This is a genomic window from Marinospirillum sp., from assembly GCF_014859565.1.
In genome coordinates, this window is the sequence record NZ_JACUUA010000054.1 from 1 (window position 1) to 19,889 (window position 19,889).

Here is a 19,889-nt window from a genome sequence, read left to right on the forward strand (position 1 = left end):
CTGGCTGTTAACCTGCTGCTTGCGATCAAGCCACTGCTGTAAACAGTCCAGTAACTCCGGTCGATTAATGGGTTTGGAAAGGTGGTCATTCATGCCCACGACCATGGCTTTCTGCTTGTCTTCAATCATTGCAGCGGCGGTTAGCGCAATAATGGGGGTATGTGAATCAAACAGACGAATGCGTTGAGTGGCCTGATAACCATCCATCACCGGCATTTGAATGTCCATCAGAATTAAATCGTACTTTTTTGCTTGTGCTTTGCTGACGGCAACTTCACCATTGGCGGCTAATTCGCAGGTAATTCCGAGCTGTTTCAGTTGTTCACTGGCAACTTCCTGGTTGATTTCATTGTCTTCAACCAGTAGCACCCTGGCATTAAAGTGCAGGTCACTGCTGTTTTCTTGAAGCCCTGAGTTTGATGAAACAACACTGGGCAGCGCAACGGATTGTTGATCCATTAACAAGGGCAGTGAAACCTTAAATGAAAAAAGACTGCCGTGGTCCAGTTCGGATTGCAGCTTGATTTCACCCCCCATGAGTTTAACCAGCTGATCACTGATGGTTAAACCCAAACCCGTGCCACCGTATTGCCGGGTGATGGAATCATCTGCCTGACTGAAAGGTTTGAATAGCCTCTGTTGCTGTTCAAGGCTAATGCCCTTGCCGGTGTCCTGCACCTCAAAAAACAGTTGCGCTTCTTTTTCATTGGATGCACTGGTCTGGCTAATACGCAGCGTGACAGCGCCCTGTTCGGTAAACTTTATGGCATTGTTAATCAGGTTGGTTAACACCTGACGCAAGCGCAGGTCATCACCCAAATAACCATCCGAAAGGCTCGAATCCATCTCCATTTTTAGCGCTATACCCTGGCTGCTGGCCTTGGGTTGATAAAGCTCCATCAGATCTTTCACCAGGTGGCGGAGATTGAATGGCTGAGGGTTCAGATTCAAGTAACCCGCTTCTATTTTAGAAAGGTCGAGGATGTCATTAATAATACCCAGCAGCAAAGAGCCGGAATAATGAATTTTTTTCAGCTGTTGATGGAGTTTTTCCGGGTTCTGCTCCCTCAGCCCCAACTCACTTAATCCCAGAATACCATTCATGGGAGTGCGTATTTCGTGGCTCATATTGGCTAAAAAGTTGGATTTAGTCCGGTTGGCTTTTTCAGCTATGAGTGTTTGTTCAATCAGCTTTTGGTTGCTGAGCTCCAGTTCGGTAATGTCCACCAGGGTAATTAAATACAGTCCCAATTCTTTTGAGTAAACGGCATTGCATTTAAAGTGGGTTTGCTGGCCATTAAAGCTAACAATGGCTTTATGCTGTTGATCGGGCTGATCCAGCATTTTTTTCAGCCAGTTTATTTGTGGTTTGTTGTACAAATAACCTTCACGCTGAATGAACAGATCACCAATGCAGCGATAATCTTTTTTAAAAGCTTCCAGGCTGGCGTAATAACCTTTAAAAAAGCGTAAAAACCCACCGCTGACATCAATCAGTTCTTCACCGTTATTAATCAGCACCAGTTCGTTCTGACTAGCGAGCAGCTGCTGGTTGTAAAGGGTGGAGGCACGGTAATTCTTGACGCTGATTGCCAGCGCAGTAATCGCCACTAGCAGTGCAACAGAAAAAAGCAACAGCCAGATCATTAAAGTGCCGTGCTGATCGAGCAGGTCTTGCCAGGTGATAGCATCAAGCTGCTCAAAAGGCGCAATCCGCAGAGCACGGGATAAGGATTCAACGCCCAGATAATCGCCAGGCACGGTAAAACCCTGAACCGGATGATCCTGCTGTTGCAGTGCAGTAGAGTCCAGCGCCAGCATCGCAGCCGTTACCTGACGTTTAGCACTGTCGGATACATGCGACAAGGCAAAGACCGGCCATTCGGGGTAGAGGCGTGTGGAAATCAGATGAGGAAAATCGGGTTGGTATTGGGCATTGATGATTTTAAGCTGATTCAGATCCAGTTGGCCTTGTTTGACCAGGCTTTCGATGATGCCATTACGCACAAACCCTGCCTCAGCTTCACCCGCAAGCACTGCGCTAATGGCCTCTTGATGTGAACCGACAAAGTTCATTTTTAAGGAATCGATTGGCACACCGGCCAGGTGCAATTCGTAGGCTTGGGCGCGGTACCCACCCATAAACTCTAATCCCGGAGCGGCAAGGGTGCGTCCTTGCAGGTCGGTGAGGTTATTGATTTTTGCATTGTCGGCACGGACAAGGATCACCCCAGCCAGTGAAGAGAGGGCAGCGCCATGGTTATTTTTAACCAGCGTGGCGAGTGCACCACTGACTTCAAAACGCTGACGCGCCAGTAAAAAATGAGTGGGGTTGGTGGTTACAAAATCCAGTGTTTGTGTTTCGATCCCCCGCATAATCTCGTCTAAATCCAGCACTTGCAGTTCAATTCGTGCATGGGTGAGTTGATTGTTCAGCAGTTGCACAAAGGGTATAAACTCCTGCTCAGTTCTGTCAACGCCCTTGTAGGCAAAAACACCAAATTGCAAAGCCTGTTTTTGCTCTGCCGCTGGCAGCGCAAGGGCTTGCCCACTAAAAAAGCAAAATGCACCGATTAAAATACAAACCCTTATCATCCGTTTCATCACTTACTCATCCGTTTCATCATTTTACTCACCCATCACCACCCGATTTCTTCCTTGTTCTTTGGCGGCATAAAGCGCAGTGTCGGCTTTTTTCAGCAGGATTTCCGGGGTTTCATTCGTAACGGTTTGCGCTATAGCCCCCAGGCTGACGGTGACGTGTCCGGCCACTGATGAATACTCATGCTCAAACGCCAGTGCCTCCACTGCCGCTCGCATGGCTTCTGCGATTTTTTCCACACCCCTGGCATCGGTTTCTGGCAGTATCGCCACAAACTCTTCACCCCCATAACGCGCAAACAAATCACCGGGGCGCTGGATGACTTGTTTTAGCGCTGTGGCCACATAAACCAGGCATTCATCGCCCTTGCCGTGGCCGTAGTGGTCATTAAAGGGTTTAAAGTAGTCAATATCCAGCATCACCAATCCCAGCGATTTGCCAGTGCGTGCGTGGCGTTTTAGCTCATGATTCAGTGTGGTGTCAAAATGACGGCGGTTGGCCACCTGGGTTAAACCATCAATGTGTGACATGTTTTCCAGCAGATCCGTTTTAACTTTCAGGCTCATGTGGTTACGAATGCGTGACTTGACGATATCCGGGTGGAAGGGTTTGCTGATGTAGTCCACCGCACCGAGATCCAGCCCCTTGGCTTCATCACTGACTTCATCCAGTGCGCTGATAAAAATGACGGGAATGCGGCTGGTGGCTGCCTGGTTTTTTAATTCCCGACAAACGGCATAACCGTCCATCTCCGGCATCAGGATGTCCAGCAGAATCAAATCGGGTGGGTTGCTGCTGCGGGCAATCTCCAGTGCCTTTTGTCCTTTGTTGGCGACCTGGATGGTGTAGTCATCCTTTAACAAGCTGGCCAGCACTTTAATGTTGGCCGGTTGGTCGTCCACAATCAGCAGGCTGCGTTTTTGCGGCAAAACAGGCAGCTGCTGTGTTTCAGCCGGTTCAGGCTGGGGCAGGCTTTCAGCGGCCTGATGTTCGATCTGCACCGTCTGGGTTTTTAACCAGGGCTTTAAGTGCTCAAACAACTGCTGACCACTGAAGGGTTTACCCAGGTGGTCATTCATGCCAGCCGCCAGAGCTTTGTTGCGGTCTTCCACCAGTGCGGCTGCGGTTAAGGCAATAATCGGCAAGTCTTTGTTGAACTGGCGAATTTCACGGGTGGCCTGATAACCATCCATTACCGGCATTTGAATGTCCATCAACACTAGATCAAAGGCCTCGTTGCGGGCTTTTTCAACGCCCTGAGCGCCGTTATCGGCGAGGGTGACTTGCAAGCCCATTTGTTCCAGCTGAGACTGCACCACCTGCTGGTTAATGGGGTGATCTTCCACCACCAGCACGCGTTGACCACAGAAGTGTTCTTTTTGATAACTCTGCCGAGTGGTGGTGTGCTGTTGCAGATGGCACAAGGCATCATACAGGTTGGAGCGATGCACGGGTTTATGCAGGTATTTGATTTCTTTTTCGGCATAAAACTGTATTTCTGACTGATCATGCGCCGAGACCATCAACATGGCTGGCAGGTTATTGATTAACCCAGCATCCTTCATCATCTGCTGGATGCTGCGCAGGGCACTGAGACCATCCAGCTTGGGCATTTCCCAGTCTATCAGGATGACATCATAAATCTGCTGCTGTTGCAGACTCTTTTTAAAACAATCCAGTGCCTGCTGACCATCCGCCGCTTCGTCCACCTGAAATTGCCAGCTTTGCAGAATCTCGCGCAGAATCTGACGGGAAGCGGGTTGATCATCCACCACCAGTACCCGGCAAGGGCTATTTTTGCAAAGCACCGGTGACACGCCAGCAGAGAAGGCTGAGTCAGCCGGCGCTTCGGCCAGCGGCAGGGGCAATACAAACTCAAAGCGGCTGCCTACACCGGCTTCGCTGTGCAGATGGATGCCTTCACTGCCCATCAATCGCACCAGTTTCTGGCTGATGATCAACCCCAAGCCAGTGCCACCATGACGGCGAGTAATAGAGGTATCCGCCTGACTGAACGCCTGAAACAGGCGTTGTTGTTGCTGAGGTGTCATGCCAATGCCGGTGTCTTGGATGCAAAAGCGCAACCACAGCGGCTGGTCTTGTTGTTGATCTGGGGAGGGTTCAACCAGCTCAATGGTTAATGCCACCGTGCCCTGCTCGGTGAACTTGATGGCATTGGCCAACAGATTGGTCAACACCTGGGTTAGGCGCAGCATATCGCCTTGATACCACTCCGGAAGATCCGGTTGCAGGTGCAGTAACAGCTCCAGCCCCTTTTGGCTGCTGGGCAGGGCAAACAGAGTCGCCAGGTGTTTAACCACCTCATCCAGCCGGAAGGTTTCAACCTCGGCTTCCATTTTACCGGCTTCGATCTTGGATAGGTCCAGCAGATCATTGACGATGCCCAGCAACAACTCACCGGAGCGGTGAATTTGCTGAGTGCGCTGTTGAATATGCGGTGGCAGAGCTTCTTCCAGTTGTAGCTCACTCAGTCCGATCACTGCGTTCAGGGGTGTGCGTATCTCATGGCTCATGTTGGCTAAAAACTCAGACTTGGCCTGACTGGCATACTCGGCGTAGCTTTTCGCTGCTTTTAACTGCTCTGCCTGAATCTCCTGCTGTTCCAGCAGCTGATTAAAAGCCGTGACCAGCAGCCCGACTTCATCATGATGCTCCACCCTCAGTGGTTGAATTTCGCTGTGGTTTTCCAGCATGTCACTGATCTGGCTGGCTGCTTTGTTAAGTGGTTGGAGCAAGTGGTTGATGACTGCTGCAACAATCAGCGCGGTGATGAACAACAACAGCAGAACGGTCAGAGTAATCTGTAACAACAGCGCTTTAACTGGAGCCAAAACCTTGCTGACCGGAAAAGTATGCACCACCAGCCAGCGGGTGTTTTGCAAAGGAGTCGCCGTAAACAAAACCGACGTACCCTGGCTATCCAAAGCGTTGCCCTGGTATTGCTGCTGACTCAGTGCATCCGTCAGTTCATTGAGGTTAAGTTGGGAGGGACGGCTCATCACCAGCTCACGCTGTGTGCTGGTGACGACCAGATTCTGCTCCAGATCCAAAACCAGCAACTTGCCCTGATCACCGACGGTATCCAGCGAAATACTGATTAGCAGATTATCATCGGCCAGCCGGGTTGAACCAAAAACATAACCCAGCAGTTCGTTCTGATGATTCAGAATCGGCACCAGAATCAAAAAAATCGGCTGAAAAACAGCCCGGCCAATTAGCGGTTCAGTAATATAGGGGGTATGAGTCTGGCTGATGTGTTGAAAGTAGGCACGATCTCTCAGATCCAGACCCACTCGACCTTCCAGTACGGGCGAGTCCACCGTAATAAACCCTTCCCTGTTCATTACAATCAGCCCGTTGTTGAAGTTGTCATGCAATAACAAGCGAGAATCCAGCACAGTCTGTATCTGTTGATTGCTGAGTAACTGCTGACCATCATGCAAGAGTTTGGTTAAACCTTGCAGCGCTTTAATTCGCTCCTCCAGGCCTTGATCAATGTGTCGCGCAACCAGCTCAGTAAAGCCGTTCTGTTGATCGAGCATCTGCTCGCGATTGTTTTCCAGTACCAGGTATTCAATAAACGTTGCCAGCAGTAAGGCAGACAGCAAAACCGAGGTCAGGGTGGTTAACAGCAGTTTTTTACTTAAAGAATTGGAAAAGTGTTTAAACATCCAGCTTCATCCTTTGCACTTGATCCAGCAGTTGGGTTAATTGCTGATCGGCCTGCTCAAAATCAAAGTTATCCAGTGCTCTGCTCAGTTCCAACCAAGGGCTCTGGCAAGCAGCTGGTAATTGTTCACCCAATGCGGTCAGTTCAGCGTCACCGATAAACTCACTGTTTTGTACCGCTTTTTGTAATGCCTGTAAGACAACTTCGAGGTTCTGGTTTTTAGCTGTATTGGTTTCAGGCTCAGGTGTTTTTGCCGCGCCCGGTGTTTGCTCTTGTATCAACCACTGCTGAATGGCCTCAGCCGTGCGCTGTAAACTCTCGGCAAAGTTCTGGATGAGCTGTGTTTGTGGCACCTGCGCCTTTTTCAGCACATGATCCAGCTCGGTGGTAAGCTTTGCCAGATTTTTGAGTGCCAGATTACCTGCCACACCTTTTAATGAATGCGTCAGTTTTTGTGCCTTGTCAAAGGCGGCGGTGTCACTGTCCGGTGTCAAATTTTGCACTATTACCAATAGTGGCTGATAGTCCCGATCCAACTGCTCCATAAACTGCCTTAGCAGCTTGGTGTACAAGGCGGAATGACCAGAAAGCAGCACCAGTCCAGCGGTTATATCCAGCAGTGGGTCAGTGTCCACTGACTTAACGGCATCCGGTGGTTTTTCCGTGGTCTTGGTTTCATTTAATAACGGCAACCAGCGAGCCAGCACATTTTGTAGCTCATGGGTATTAATGGGTTTTGCTAGATGATCATTCATACCGCAGGCCAGGGCTTTTTGCTGGTCTTCTAGCATGGCTGCTGCGGTCAGGGCGATGACTGGCAGCTTATAACCCTGGCTACGCAGCTGTTGTGTGGCTTCGTAACCATCCATCACCGGCATCTGGATGTCCATTAACACCAGATCAAAAGTTTGCTGCTGCAGAAGCTGAAGAGCCTGAACACCATTTTCAGCCAATATCACCTCAAGCCCCAGCTCTGCCAGTTGTGCCTGAGCAACCTCCTGATTAATCAGGTTGTCTTCGACCAGCAGTACACGCCCCGTCAGACGGGATAAGGGCAGGATTTGGGTAGAGCGACTTGATTTTAATGTGGCTTGCTGTACAGCGTTGCAGCGGGGAAGCGCCAGTTGAAAGCTAAAGCAAGCACCCTGCTGGTGCTGGCTATCCAGCTGAATACCCTGACCACCTAAAGCTTTGACCAGTTTTTCACTGATCACCAGACCCAGGCCAGTCCCCCCATGCTGCCGAGCAGTGGATGGGTTGGCCTGACTAAAGGCTTTAAAAAGCCGGTGTTGTTGCTCACTGCTGATACCGATGCCGCTATCCTTCACTGAAAACCGGATATGATCAGCCTCAGGAGTGCGGGATTGCAGGTGAACATCCAGCTGAACCCGACCCTGATGCGTGAACTTAATGGCATTGCTTAATAGATTCGTCAGGATCTGGCGCAGGCGCAGATCATCCGTTATGTAAGCCTTACTCAGCTGTGGATCAACCTGCACAGCCAGCATTAAGCCCTTGCTCTGGGCTGGCTCGATAAAAAGGCTATTCAGATCATCCAGCAGATCAGCTAAAGAAAAAGGCCGTGGATCCAGCTCCATTTTACCGGCTTCGATTTTGGAAAAATCCAGAATGTCATTGATGATGCCCAGCAGAAGCCGCCCGGACTGGTGGATTTTACGCAGGCGATCATGCAGAACATCCAGATTCTGTTCGCGGCTGCTCAGCTCACTTAAACCAATAATGCCATTCATTGGGGTGCGGATTTCATGGCTCATATTAGCCAGAAATTCGGACTTGGCACGATTGGCTTCTTCTGCCGCATGTTTTGCTGTCTCGATTTCTTGTTGCAGCGCAGTTTCACTGGTGATATCCCGCACGGTAAACGCGTAGTGCAAGGCTTCATGCGGGTGAGGTTGCAGTGGTGCCCCATTAATAGAGAGAACTTTGCGGGTTCCATCCGGCCAGACGATGGCATGGCGAATATCTTCAACGGGTTGCCCAGTGTTTTTAAGGCGTGTAAATGGCAGGTCTTCATCAGCAAAGGCGGAGCCATCGACCGATTCGATACGCCAGGCGGGATCCTGGTAACTGACACGGCGCTGGCGGATTTCTTTGGCAACCAACCCCAATACCTGTTCGGCTTGAGCATTGGCATAAATGATCTCACCGTCTTCGTTCAAAAGGGTCATGGCGACTACGTTACTGGAGAAAAGCGCCTCCATAATATGCTGCTGTTCCAGCAGCTGGTTTTGCAACTGCTCTTCAGTGTAGCGGTTCAGTTCCAGCTCGACTGTTACGGCAAAGTCGAGCAGTATGTGTTGTTCTTCAGCGGTCAGTTTGCGGGGCTGGCTATCAATCAGGCACAGGGTGGCTACACGATACCCCTGTGGGTTGTGCAGCGGAGCACCTGCATAAAAGCGAATGTGAGGTGCCCCCGTTACCAGTGGGTTGTCGCAAAAACGTTGATCCTGCTGGGCATCCTCAACCACCAGCAATTGTTCTTGCAGAATGGTGTGGCCACAAAAAGAAATATCCCGCCCGGTTTCATGAATATCTAGCCCCTGTGACGATTTAAACCATTGGCGGTTTTCATCAATCAGGGAAATAGCCACAATCTCTACACCAAAAAACTGTTTACACAAGCGGGTTAAGCGATCAAAACGCTCTTCTGCCGGGGTATCCAGTACTTTCATCCGGTGCAGGGCTTGCAAACGCTCACATTCGTTTTCGGGTAGGCGAGGGGCCTGCATCAATTTCTCTCCTTGCTGGGATTTACCACCAAGGGTGGGAATCGCATCAGACGTTATTTTTAAATTTTTAAATCAAGAGTTTCAGTTATTTGCATCGGTTTTAACATTAAGCAAGCTCAACTGCTGTAGCGCTTGTTCAAAATCAAACAGATCCAGCGCATTGATGACCTGCTGCCAAATTGGGCGTACTTCGCTGGGCAGGCTGTTGCCAAGTTGCTCCAGCTCTTCGCCATCAATGTATTCGTTGGCCGTAATGCGCTGTTTCAGTTGGTCGAGTTGTGCGCGGGTGGCCGCATCCATCTCGCTGGGCGCTGGGGAGGTCGCTGCTGGCGCGTTGGAGTCCTGCCCTTTATTGATGTAAACCTGGATTTGCTGTTGTGTTGTTGCCATCACCTGACCGAGCAGGTCAATTTGTTCTCTGCTGGGGCAGTGTTGTTGTTTTAACAGCCTGTCTATTTCCTGGCTGATGTTAAAAAGCGCCTCGGCGGCGAGATTGCCGGCGACGCCTTTCAGCCCATGATTAAGCTGCTGCACCGGTTCGAATATCTTTTTATCCGCTTTTTTATCGGCGTCCCGCTCCAGCTGTTGCAGCAAATCCAGAATAGCCGAAAAATCCTGGGTGATTTGTTCACTGAACTGTTGCAGCAGTTTTTTGTACAGGGTTTCATTACCGACAACCTGCCGGATGCCTGCTTGAACATTCAGCAGGCTGCCTGACTCTTGTGAATCGTTATTGGGCTGAATCATTCTCGTTGCATCCGTGGTGTTGGTATCGGCTGGTGTGGGTTGCAGGTACTGGTGGAGCAGGTTGAGTAATTGATCAGAATTCAGTGGTTTGCTCAGGTGTTCATTCATACCAACACTCAGTGCTTTGGCGCGGTCTTCAATCATTGCGGCAGCGGTGAGCGCAATAATCGGTGTGTGGGTATCGAACAGGCGTATGGCCTGAGTGGCTTGATAGCCATCCATCACCGGCATCTGAACATCCATTAAAATCAGATCAAACGCCTGCTGTTGGGCTTTTTTAACTGCGACTTGTCCATTTTCTGCCAGAATAACGCTTAATCCCAGCTGGCGTAGTTGTTCACTCACCACCTCCTGGTTGATTTCGTTGTCTTCCACCACCAACACCTGCCCACTGAATATTGGGCTGGGAGTGTGAGGCAGCAGGTGTTGCGTTGCCTGTTTTTTAAGTTCTTCACTGCACGTTTGCATGGGCAATACAAAGGAAAAACACGAACCCTGACCGAGCGCCGTTTGCAGTTCGATCTGCCCGCCACCCATCAGCTCCACCAGGCGCTGGCTAATTACCAAGCCTAACCCTGTACCGCCGTGCTTACGGGTAATACTGGTGTCGGCCTGGCTAAAGGCATGAAACAGTTGGCCGGTTTGTGCCGGGGTCATGCCCACGCCAGTGTCACTAATGGAAAAACCTAACTCGATACGGTCATTGTCCTGGCGGATAGCGGCTATTTTTAGCCTCACTTCCCCTTGTTCGGTAAACTTGATGGCGTTACTGACCAGATTATTTAACACCTGGCGCAGGCGCATTTCATCACCATACAAGCACAGGTGATCGACCGATTGAGTCTCCATCACCAGAGCCAGGCCCTTGTTTTCAGCATTGGTGGCAAACAGGCTGTAAAGATTATCCACCAGGGTATTGATATACAGGGGTTGGGGGTCCAGCTGCATTTTTCCGGCTTCGATTTTGGAGAAGTCCAGAATGTCGTTAATAATACCCAGTAACAAACGCCCCGAATAATGCACCTTGCTCAGTTGATCGCGCATTTTTTCCGGATCTTTTTGTTTCATCCCCAATTCACTCAGGCCTAAAATGCCGTTCATCGGGGTACGGATTTCATGGCTCATATTGGCTAAAAATTCAGATTTGGCGCGATTGGCGATCTCTGCTTTATCCCGTTCAATTTTTAACGCTTCGTTCAGCAGTGTTTGCTGCTGTTGCAGGCGTTTGGCAAAAATTAAAGCACTGAAGCTTTGTGTGAAGAGAGTCAGTTCTTCAGCCGCCTGCTCAGAATAACCCTGGGGTGCATTGGCCATGCCGATCATCCCGACCATTTCATCCGCATAAAAAACCGGAATGCCCATAAAGGTACTTAATGGCGGGTGGCCGGGTGGTGTGCCTCTCGCTCTTGGGTCGCTGGCGGCCTGGTTGGCAATCACTGTTTGCTGGTGCAGCAGGCCGTAACCAAACAGGGTGTTCAGGTTTTTAAATTCCAATCCATTCACCTGGTGCTTTTGGTAAAAAGCCAGGGTTGCCTCATCCCAGGCGATATTGGTCAGGGCAAAGACTTTAAGGTAGGGGTTGCGCTGTTCATCGTACAGTACCTCGCCAATAAAGCCGTATTGGCTGGCGGTGAAGTTTAAAACTTCTTGCAGCAGAACATCTGAAGTTGTCCGAATATCCTGGGTGGTCATAAAGGTTTGGTTGGCTCGCCACACCGCCTGCAACAGCTGGTTCTGGCGCTCGGTTTTAAGCTCTGTTTGCACCAGCGCCTGCTCGGTGGTCTTTATTCTGGTCTGATCGACTAAATAACCCAGTATTTCAGTTAATTCACCCTGTTCGTTATATACTGGACGGGTGTAGTCATAAAAATATTTTACTTCTCCTTGTGCCGTTATCAGGCGGTAGTCTTGTTCCCAGAAAGCGCGTTTTTCAGATAAAAACTGCTCCACTTCTTTACCGATTTGTGCCAAATCATCAGGATGAACCAGGGATACAAACCGAAACTCCGGTGCCAGTAGTTGTTCAGGAGTGTAGCCCAGCAGCACTGTAACATTGGGTGAAACAAAACAGATTGGCCAGCCCTCCTGAGGCTGCCATTTAAGTACCAGTACCGGCCCACCGGCAAATAAATCCCGCTCATTTTTCAGTTGCCGCGCTTCATCCGCTAGGCGTTGCGCCCAGTCCTGGTAAACCAGGTTGACCAGGTCTTTCTGGTGCAATAATCCCAGAGGTTTGTGGGTGTCTGGGTCAATCACCACCAGGTGTTTGATCCGCTCGCGCCTTGTGGTTTCAAGGGCTTCGGCCAGAGTTAGGTTGGCATCAAAGGTTTTTAATGGGGCAGACATCAGCTGGGTGGCACACACATTGGTGTCTCCGTCTCGGTCAAACCAGCGAATCACATCGGTTTGCGTAATCAGCCCCACGGCTTGTCCTGCATCAAAAACCAACACCGCTGTTTGCCGATTGATGCTCATGGCATGAAACACGGTTTTGACCCTATCCTGTGCCTCCACTTGAATAAACTGGATGGCGCGCATAATTTCAGACAGGGTTTTGCTGTGCGCCAGGTTTTGTGGGTCTAAGTAGGCGGCTAAATCACTGGCGCTGACAATGCCGCAGAGCTGATTGCTCCCATCCACCAGGCACAAATAACCATCCGGGTGCTGGCGGATGATATTCAGCCCTTCCAGCGCATTTTGATCCGGCGAGGTTTTGGGAACCTGGTTCAGTGCCATCTGCTGCAAGGGCAGATTAAAATCAATCTCCTGCAAACGAAATTTAATCAGCTCGCGTGAGGTTAAAATCCGCAGCCCCTGCCTGCCGGTGACCACTACATCCCGCAAGCCTCTCTCGGCCATTAGGTGCACCGCATCATGAATGCTGGCCTCGTCTGCAAGGGTAATGACTACGGGCGTAGCGATTTCGGCAAGCTTGGGTAGGTACATAAAAAATCTCAAATATCCTTGGGTTCGGGACGGGGTTCTGCTGCTGCACTTTTTTTAAAGTAAAGCATCATAGCCCCAGCCAGTATTTTACGCTTTCAATAAATGCCGGGATTTGCAGAGGTTTGGTGATGTAATCATTAAAACCGGCTTGTTTGCCGCGTTCAATATCTTTTGGCATGGCATTGGCGGTTACGGCTAACACCGGCACCTCTTTGAGGGTGGGATCTTGCCGCAGAGTCTCCAGTACCTGAAAGCCATTCATGCCGGGCATGTTAATGTCCAGCAGGATCAGGTCGGGCTTGTGGGATGCAGCAATATCCAGCCCCAGTTGCGGCAAATGAGCGGTGACCAGATGAATATGCGGCAGGCGGCTGAAAATACTGGACACCAGCCGCAGGTTGGCGGGGTTATCCTCGATGTAAAGCACGCGTTGTTGGGTCGCTGTTAAGGGTGGGTGATCCATCTCCGTCGCAGCCAGCGCCAGCTCATCGGCTGAAGCCGTATTTTCTGCCGGTGGCTCCAGGGGCAGTTCCAACCAGAAGGTGCTGCCAATACCCGGCTGGCTTTCAACATCCACACTGCCGTTCATCATTTCCATAATGCGGCGGGTGATGGTTAAACCGATGCCGGTGCCTTCGATGTCTGAATCCTCGGCATTCAGGCGATTAAAGGGTTCAAACAGCCCGGCCAGTTGTTCTGCGGGGACACCTTTGCCCGTGTCACTCACCAGGATACGCAGGCGATCCTGTTCATGAGCCTGAATATCCAGCCGGATCTGACCGGCTTCCCGGTTGTACTTCACCGCATTGGAGAGCAGATTCAGCAGCACTTGTTTCAGGCGAGTGTGATCGGCTCTCACTCGAATCGGCTGATTGGCGCTTTGGGGCGGATGAATCTGGATTGAGCGTTTTTGTGCCAGTGACTGAATCAGTGAGACACACTCATCCAGCACCTCGAAGGGATCAATGCTTTCAATCGAGAGGTTGAGTTGGCCGGATTCTACCTTGGCCAGATCCAGCACCTCGTTGATTAACTCCAGTAGGTGATTTCCGGCCTTGAGGATTTCATGCACATTTTCCTGGTTGTCTTCTGATAACTCATCATCGTATTCCAGCATCTGAGCAAACCCAAGGATGGCATTCATGGGTGTGCGCAGTTCATGGCTCATGCTGGATAAAAATTCGGATTTGGCCTGATTGGCTCGCTCGGCTTCCTCTTTGGCATCGGCCAGCTGTTGCTGTCTTTTCAGTTCATCAGAAAAATCGCTGACAATGTTAAACAGGTATTGCAGCTTGCCCTTGGCATCATTAATGAATCCAACGTTGGAGGTTGCCATTAACAGGCTGCCATCCTTGCGTTTAACCGGCAAAAGCCCGGACCAGTTTTTGCCCTGACCTATGGCTTTTTGAATAGCAGCAGGCGCCCACTTTAAGGCTTCTTCCGAGAAGAACTGGGTAAAGTGCTTGCCGATAATCTCCTGTTGTGAATAGCCCAGCAGCTTTTCATAAGCGGTATTGGCATAGAGCAAAAGCCCCTTGGCATCAGAAACCCGAATGCCTTGAGCAGTGACATCAAACAGGCGGCGAAAAATCAATAGATCTTGCTCGGCAACTCTGCGTTGCAGGGCTGTAGCCAGCATATTGGCAAGAAGCTCCAGCAGGTTTAGAGACTCTTTGCTCCAGCTACGGCCAGTGAGATCCTGATCAAAACCCAAAAAACCAACCCGTTTGTTTTTCTGTTTTAAAGGAAACAGGCATAAAGATTGAATGTCCTGCGAGGCCAGCAGGTTTTTTTCTGCACTGGCTTGCGGCGGTAAATCTGCAAGATGGTCAATGCACAATCGAGGTGTTTCTTGCAGCTGGCTCCATGACCAGCTGAAGTCTGCTACCGGCAGGTGTTGTAATAGATCTTTTTGGCTGGAAACATCCTGATTACACCACTCATGGTGATTGCTGATGTGCAGCTGATCTTTATCCAGTAAAAAAACAAAAGCACGATCGGCATTCAGGGTTTTTCCGACACCTTCCAAGCAATCTTCAATGACACTGTCCAGTGTTTTGCTGTCTGCGGCCAACAAAGCGTTACCCGCCTTGCTTACCTGTTCCTGGATGGCTTGTCGTGTGCGAAGTTTTTGTTCTGCTAACTTGATATGGGTGATATCCGTGCGGATGGAGACGTATTGGTAGGGAATGCCCTGTTCATTCATAAATGGGGTGATGGTGGATTCTACCCAGTAATACTCACCTGATTTATTGAAGTTGCATACCTCGCCGTGCCAGACCTGACCGGAAGCAATGGTTGCCCACATCTCATGGTAAAAGCTGGCGGGGTGCTGGTCTGATTTAAGCAGGCGGTGGTTCTGACCGATTAACTCGGCCTGGGTATAACCGCTGATGCGACAAAACAGATCGTTGACATAGGTAATGTGACCGGCGCGGTCGGAAATGCTGACAATGGCATGTTGATTCAGTGCCAGGTGTTCGCGTTCTCGCTCGTACATTAGCTGTTGCAGTTGTTCTTGTCTGTTGCGCTGTTCGCGGAAACGCCGTGCCAGGGTGCAAACACGGCTGATCAGGTGTCGGGGTGCAACGGGTTTAGTTAAAAATTCATCACCACCCAGATTCAGGGCATCCAGTTGGTTTTCTCGGTCGGATTCGGCAGAAATAAAAACAATGGGTAGCTGCTGGTAACGCTCATCTTCGCGCAGCAGTGCCGCAAGTTCCGGTCCGTTGATGTTTGGCATGTGAAAATCCAGCAGCACTACTTCCGGGTCGAAGCGTTCCAGTGCATCCAGTGTTTGGAAGGCATCTTTCAGGCTGTGTACGGTCATGCCTGCAAAACTGAGAATGCTGGACTGAATTTCCAGAATAATGGGTTCATCATCCACCATCAGGATGCGGTAGGGGTCTTCCGGTATTCTGAAGGTCAGCTTGTTCAGGCGTTCAATCAGCTGACTGGGCTTGATCGGTTTGACCAGGTAATGGGCTGCTCCTGCACGATAAGCAGCCAGGCGAGCGTTTAAATCGGATCGGGCAGAAGTGAAAATCACCGGAGGCAGGGTATCCTGATAAACACTGCGCAGCTGTTCCAGGCTTTCGACACCCGCTAGATGTCCTTCCGGAAATACCATGTCCATCAGGATGGCACTGGGTTGTTCTGCCTGCTGATCCAGCATGGTGCTAAAAAAAGACGGCAGATCAACAAAGTGTTGAACACGGTAGCCTGCTTTTTGTAATAAGTGTGCCGTCAAAAGACCCTGATCCGGCTCGTCTTTCACGATAAACACCAGTGGGCTGGTTTGCGGAGGAGTGATTGACTTGGTGTCAGTGTCGTTCATTGGGTGCTCGCATGGGTATTAAAAGCATGGGTATTAAAAGCATGGATGCGACCCTTGCCATCTCTTTTGGCTGCATACATGACATGGTCGGCGCGTGTGGATAAATATAACAAAAGCTTCGCTGGCTTAGCAAAGCTGAAAACAATGCTGAACTATCAAACACTCGTTGGATTTTTTACCTGCCGGAACTTGACAAGAAGCCGCGAATGGTCGACTCTTGTTCCAAGTTCAAACGACCGTATGAAAAGTTTGTTTGACCTGACCCACTGGGTATTCTGTTTTACAACAAAAAGCTGGAGATCACACGATGATTTACCAAGGCAAAGCCATTCAGGTGCACGCCCTTAATGACGGGTACGCTGAACTGATTTTTGATCTGCAGGGCGAGTCGATTAACAAGCTCAGCACTGCAGTGATTCTGGAACTGGGTGAAGCCGTTGCGGCCATCCAGGCAAAAAATGACATTAAAGGTTTGATGCTCAGCAGCGCCAAGGATGCCTTTATTGTTGGTGCGGATATCACCGAATTCCACGGTATTTTTGGTGAGTCGGAAGAATTTTTAGTGGAGATGAACCAGAAGGTTCATGCTCTGTTTAATGCTATTGAAGACCTGCCTTTCCCTACAGTGACTGCTATTAATGGTCTGGCACTGGGCGGTGGTTGTGAAATGCTGCTGACCACAGATTTCCGTGTGATGGCCGACAGCGCAAAAATTGGTCTGCCGGAAACCAAGCTGGGCATCATCCCCGGCTGGGGTGGTTGTGTGCGTTTGCCACGCCTGATTGGTGCCGACAATGCCATTGAGTGGATTGCCGGTGGTACAGAGAACAAAGCGGATGCTGCCCTTAAAGTGGGTGCGGTGGATGCTGTTGTCAGCAAAGACAAACTGCGTGATGCCGCACTGGATATTCTGGCTGAAGCCAATGCCGGTCATCTGAATTGGCAGGCACGTCGGGATCAGAAAAAATCCCCGCTGCGTCTGAATTCGATTGAATCCATGATGGTGTTTGAAACGGCCAAGGGTTTTGTGGCCGGTAAAGCAGGCCCTCACTATCCTGCTCCGGTGGAGGCCATCAAGGCCATTCAGAAGGGTGCCACCCAGAGCCGTGAAAAAGCCCAGGAAACTGAAGCCAAGGCCTTTGCAAAAATGGCTAAAACCGATGTGTGTTTTAACCTGGTTGGCCTGTTTCTGAATGATCAGTTGGTGAAGAAAAAAGCCTCCACTTATGAAAAGCAGAGTCAGCCGATCAAAAAGTCAGCGGTGCTGGGTGCCGGTATTATGGGTGGTGGGGTGGCTTATCAGTCCGCCTCCAAAGGCACGCCGATCATGATGAAAGATATCAATGAAGCAGCATTGCAACTGGGTCTGAAAGAAGCGAGCAAACTGCTGGGCAAGCAGGTTGAGCGCAAGAAAATCACTCCGGCACAGATGGCTGAAACCTTGGGTCGCATTCGTCCAACCCTGTCTTATGGTGATTTTGCTGATGTAGAGCTGACGGTTGAAGCGGTGGTGGAAAATCCGAAAGTGAAGGCAGCGGTACTGGCCGAGCTGGAAGACAAGGTGGCGGAAGATGCCATCATCACTTCCAACACTTCAACCATCTCCATTACGGGTCTGGCAAAAAATCTCAAGCGTCCGGAAAACTTCTGCGGCATGCACTTCTTTAACCCAGTGCACCGTATGCCACTGGTGGAAGTGATCCGTGGTGAAAAGTCTTCTGAAAAAGCCATTGCTGCCACAGTCACCTATGCCAAACAAATGGGTAAAACCCCGATTGTGGTGAATGACTGCCCCGGCTTTTTGGTGAATCGTGTGCTCTTCCCTTATTTTGGTGGTTTTATTGGCCTGGTTGAACATGGCGCTGATTTCCGCCATGTGGACAAGGTGATGGAAAAGTTCGGTTGGCCGATGGGTCCGGCTTACCTGCTGGATGTGGTGGGTCTGGATACTGCAGTACACGCCAATGACGTGATGGCGGAAGGTTTCCCGGATCGTATGAAACGTGATGGCAAAACCGTGCTGAATGTGATGTACGAAGGTGGTCGTCTAGGTCAGAAAAATGACACAGGTTTCTACAAGTACGAAGAAGATCGCAAGGGCAAGCCGAAAAAGGTCAATGACGAAACCACCGATGCGCTGATTAAGCCGCTGGTGAAAGAAACCCGTGAACTGACGGATGAACAGATCATTGCTCGCATGATGGTGCCACTGTGCCTGGAAACCGTGCGTTGCCTGGAAGACAAAATTGTGGAAACACCCGCAGAAGCCGATATGGCACTGATTTACGGTATTGGTTTCCCTCCTTTCCGTGGTGGTGCGCTGCGTTACATTGATGCCATGGGTGTGAAAGCCTTTGTTGAATTGGCTGATTCTCTGGCTGAGCTGGGTCCGCTTTACACCGTGACCGACCCATTGCGTGCCATGGCCGAAAAAGGCGAGCGTTTTTACGCTTAAGCCATCCGAGCGAATTCAGGAGAAAAACAATGAGTCTGCAACCCCGTGATATCGTAATTGTTGATGGTGTGCGTACCGCCATGGCGAAAGCCAAAAACGGCGCCTTCCGTAATGTCCGTGCGGAAGAATTATCCGCAACGGTGATGAGTGCCTTGCTGGCGCGTAATACCGCCATTAATCCGGCTGAGATAGATGACATTGTCTGGGGCTGTGTCAACCAGACGCTGGAGCAGGGTTACAACGTTGGCCGTAACGCAGCAATTCTGACCGACATTCCAAAAAGTGTTCCGGCTCAAACCGTGAACCGCCTGTGTGGTTCTTCCATGAGTGCCCTGCATATTGCCGGCGCCAACATTCTGGCTGGCCTGGGTGATGTTTATCTGGTCGGTGGTGTGGAGCACATGGAGCACGTCTCCATGATGCATGGTGTGGATGTGAATCCTTCCGCCAGCCTGCAAAATGCCAAGGCGGCGATGATGATGGGCCTGACTGCAGAGCTGCTGGGCAAGATGCATGGCATTACGCGTCAGCAGCAGGATGAAATGGGCGCACGTTCTCACCGTCTGGCACATGAAGCTTCTATTAATGGCCGTTTTGATAAAGAAATCATCGGTGTGGAAGGCCATGATGCCGAAGGTCGCCTGAAACTGATCCTGAAAGATGAAGTGATTCGTCCGGAAACCACGGTGGAAACCCTGGCACAACTTAAGCCGGTGTTTGATCCGCGTAATGGTACGGTGACTGCCGGTACCTCTTCTGCGCTGTCGGTCGGTGCCTCCGGTATGTTGATGATGAGTTGGGAAAAAGCTCAGGCGTTGGGCCTCAAACCCATTGCTAAAGTGCGCTCTATGGCAGTGGCGGGTTGTGATCCATCCATCATGGGTTATGGCCCGGTGCCTGCCTCGAAAAAGGCATTAAAAGCTGCTGGTCTGACCATTGACGACATCCAGATTGTCGAGCTGAACGAAGCCTTTGCTGCGCAGGGTCTGCCGGTGTTGAAGGATCTGAAGCTGATCGACAAGATGGATGAGAAGGTCAACCTGAATGGTGGTGCCATTGCACTGGGTCACCCGCTGGGTTGTTCCGGTACGCGTATCTGCACCACGCTGCTGAACGTGATGGAGCAGCAGGATGCCACTCTGGGTCTGGCGACCATGTGTATTGGTATGGGTCAGGGTGTTGCAACGGTGTTTGAACGCATCTGATTTTGTCGTTTGTAGTCAGTAAAAACCGCTGTGTTACGAACTTCATCCCAGTGATGCCGTTTGTTACACGGCGGTTTTTTATTTGGTATTTCCTGCTTTTAAAGGTTGAGCCACAGGTTGCGGCTGGCTATTATCGCTGTAGTTATTGGTAGTTAT

At 50.4% G+C, this 19,889-nt stretch carries 7 protein-coding genes; 2 read left to right on the forward strand and 5 right to left on the reverse strand.

The genetic code is table 11. From position 1 onward, the window contains the following. The 5 genes from IBX50_RS09020 to IBX50_RS09040 form a co-directional block, all read right to left on the reverse strand. Positions 1-2,604: PhnD/SsuA/transferrin family substrate-binding protein (locus IBX50_RS09020; RefSeq protein ID WP_366930705.1), on the reverse strand; the 2,604-nt coding region annotated here is incomplete at its 3' end. Positions 2,605-2,628: 24 nt separating this feature from the next. Continuing rightward, the gene (locus IBX50_RS09025) at positions 2,629-6,294 is read right to left on the reverse strand and encodes a response regulator (protein WP_292255184.1); all 3,666 of its coding nucleotides are present in this window, start codon (positions 6,292-6,294) and stop codon (positions 2,629-2,631) included. Next, positions 6,287-9,043 (reverse strand): response regulator, encoded by a 2,757-nt coding sequence (locus IBX50_RS09030; RefSeq protein WP_292255185.1) that lies wholly within the window; start codon positions 9,041-9,043, stop codon positions 6,287-6,289. Before IBX50_RS09030 ends, IBX50_RS09025 begins: the two co-directional genes overlap by 8 nt. 81 nt (positions 9,044-9,124) lie before the next feature. Then, on the reverse strand, positions 9,125-12,736 hold the full coding sequence (locus IBX50_RS09035) for a response regulator (RefSeq protein WP_292255186.1): 3,612 nt from the start codon (positions 12,734-12,736) through the stop codon (positions 9,125-9,127). 67 nt (positions 12,737-12,803) lie between these two features. Further along, positions 12,804-16,073, reverse strand: a complete 3,270-nt coding sequence (locus IBX50_RS09040) for a response regulator (RefSeq protein WP_292255188.1) — start codon at positions 16,071-16,073, stop codon at positions 12,804-12,806. 307 nt (positions 16,074-16,380) lie between these two features. On the opposite strand from IBX50_RS09040, the gene fadB reads away from it, so the two are divergent. Both fadB and fadA read left to right on the forward strand, forming a co-directional pair. After that, positions 16,381-18,528, forward strand: coding sequence for a fatty acid oxidation complex subunit alpha FadB (gene fadB, locus IBX50_RS09045; protein WP_292255190.1), 2,148 nt, complete (start codon positions 16,381-16,383; stop codon positions 18,526-18,528). Between the two features lie 29 nt (positions 18,529-18,557). Beyond that, positions 18,558-19,733, forward strand: a complete 1,176-nt coding sequence (gene fadA / locus IBX50_RS09050) for an acetyl-CoA C-acyltransferase FadA (RefSeq protein ID WP_292255191.1) — start codon at positions 18,558-18,560, stop codon at positions 19,731-19,733. Positions 19,734-19,889 lie beyond the last annotated feature (156 nt).

Bases quoted from the DNA above. Each gene is read 5' to 3' on its own strand.
- fadA (WP_292255191.1), top strand. From the start codon at position 18,558: ATGAGTCTGCAACCCCGTGATATCGTAATTGTTGATGGTGTGCGTACC.
- fadB (WP_292255190.1), top strand. From the start codon at position 16,381: ATGATTTACCAAGGCAAAGCCATTCAGGTGCACGCCCTTAATGACGGG.
- IBX50_RS09025 (WP_292255184.1), bottom strand. From the start codon at position 6,294: ATGTTTAAACACTTTTCCAATTCTTTAAGTAAAAAACTGCTGTTAACC.
- IBX50_RS09035 (WP_292255186.1), bottom strand. From the start codon at position 12,736: ATGTACCTACCCAAGCTTGCCGAAATCGCTACGCCCGTAGTCATTACC.
- IBX50_RS09040 (WP_292255188.1), bottom strand. From the start codon at position 16,073: ATGAACGACACTGACACCAAGTCAATCACTCCTCCGCAAACCAGCCCA.
- IBX50_RS09030 (WP_292255185.1), bottom strand. From the start codon at position 9,043: ATGCAGGCCCCTCGCCTACCCGAAAACGAATGTGAGCGTTTGCAAGCC.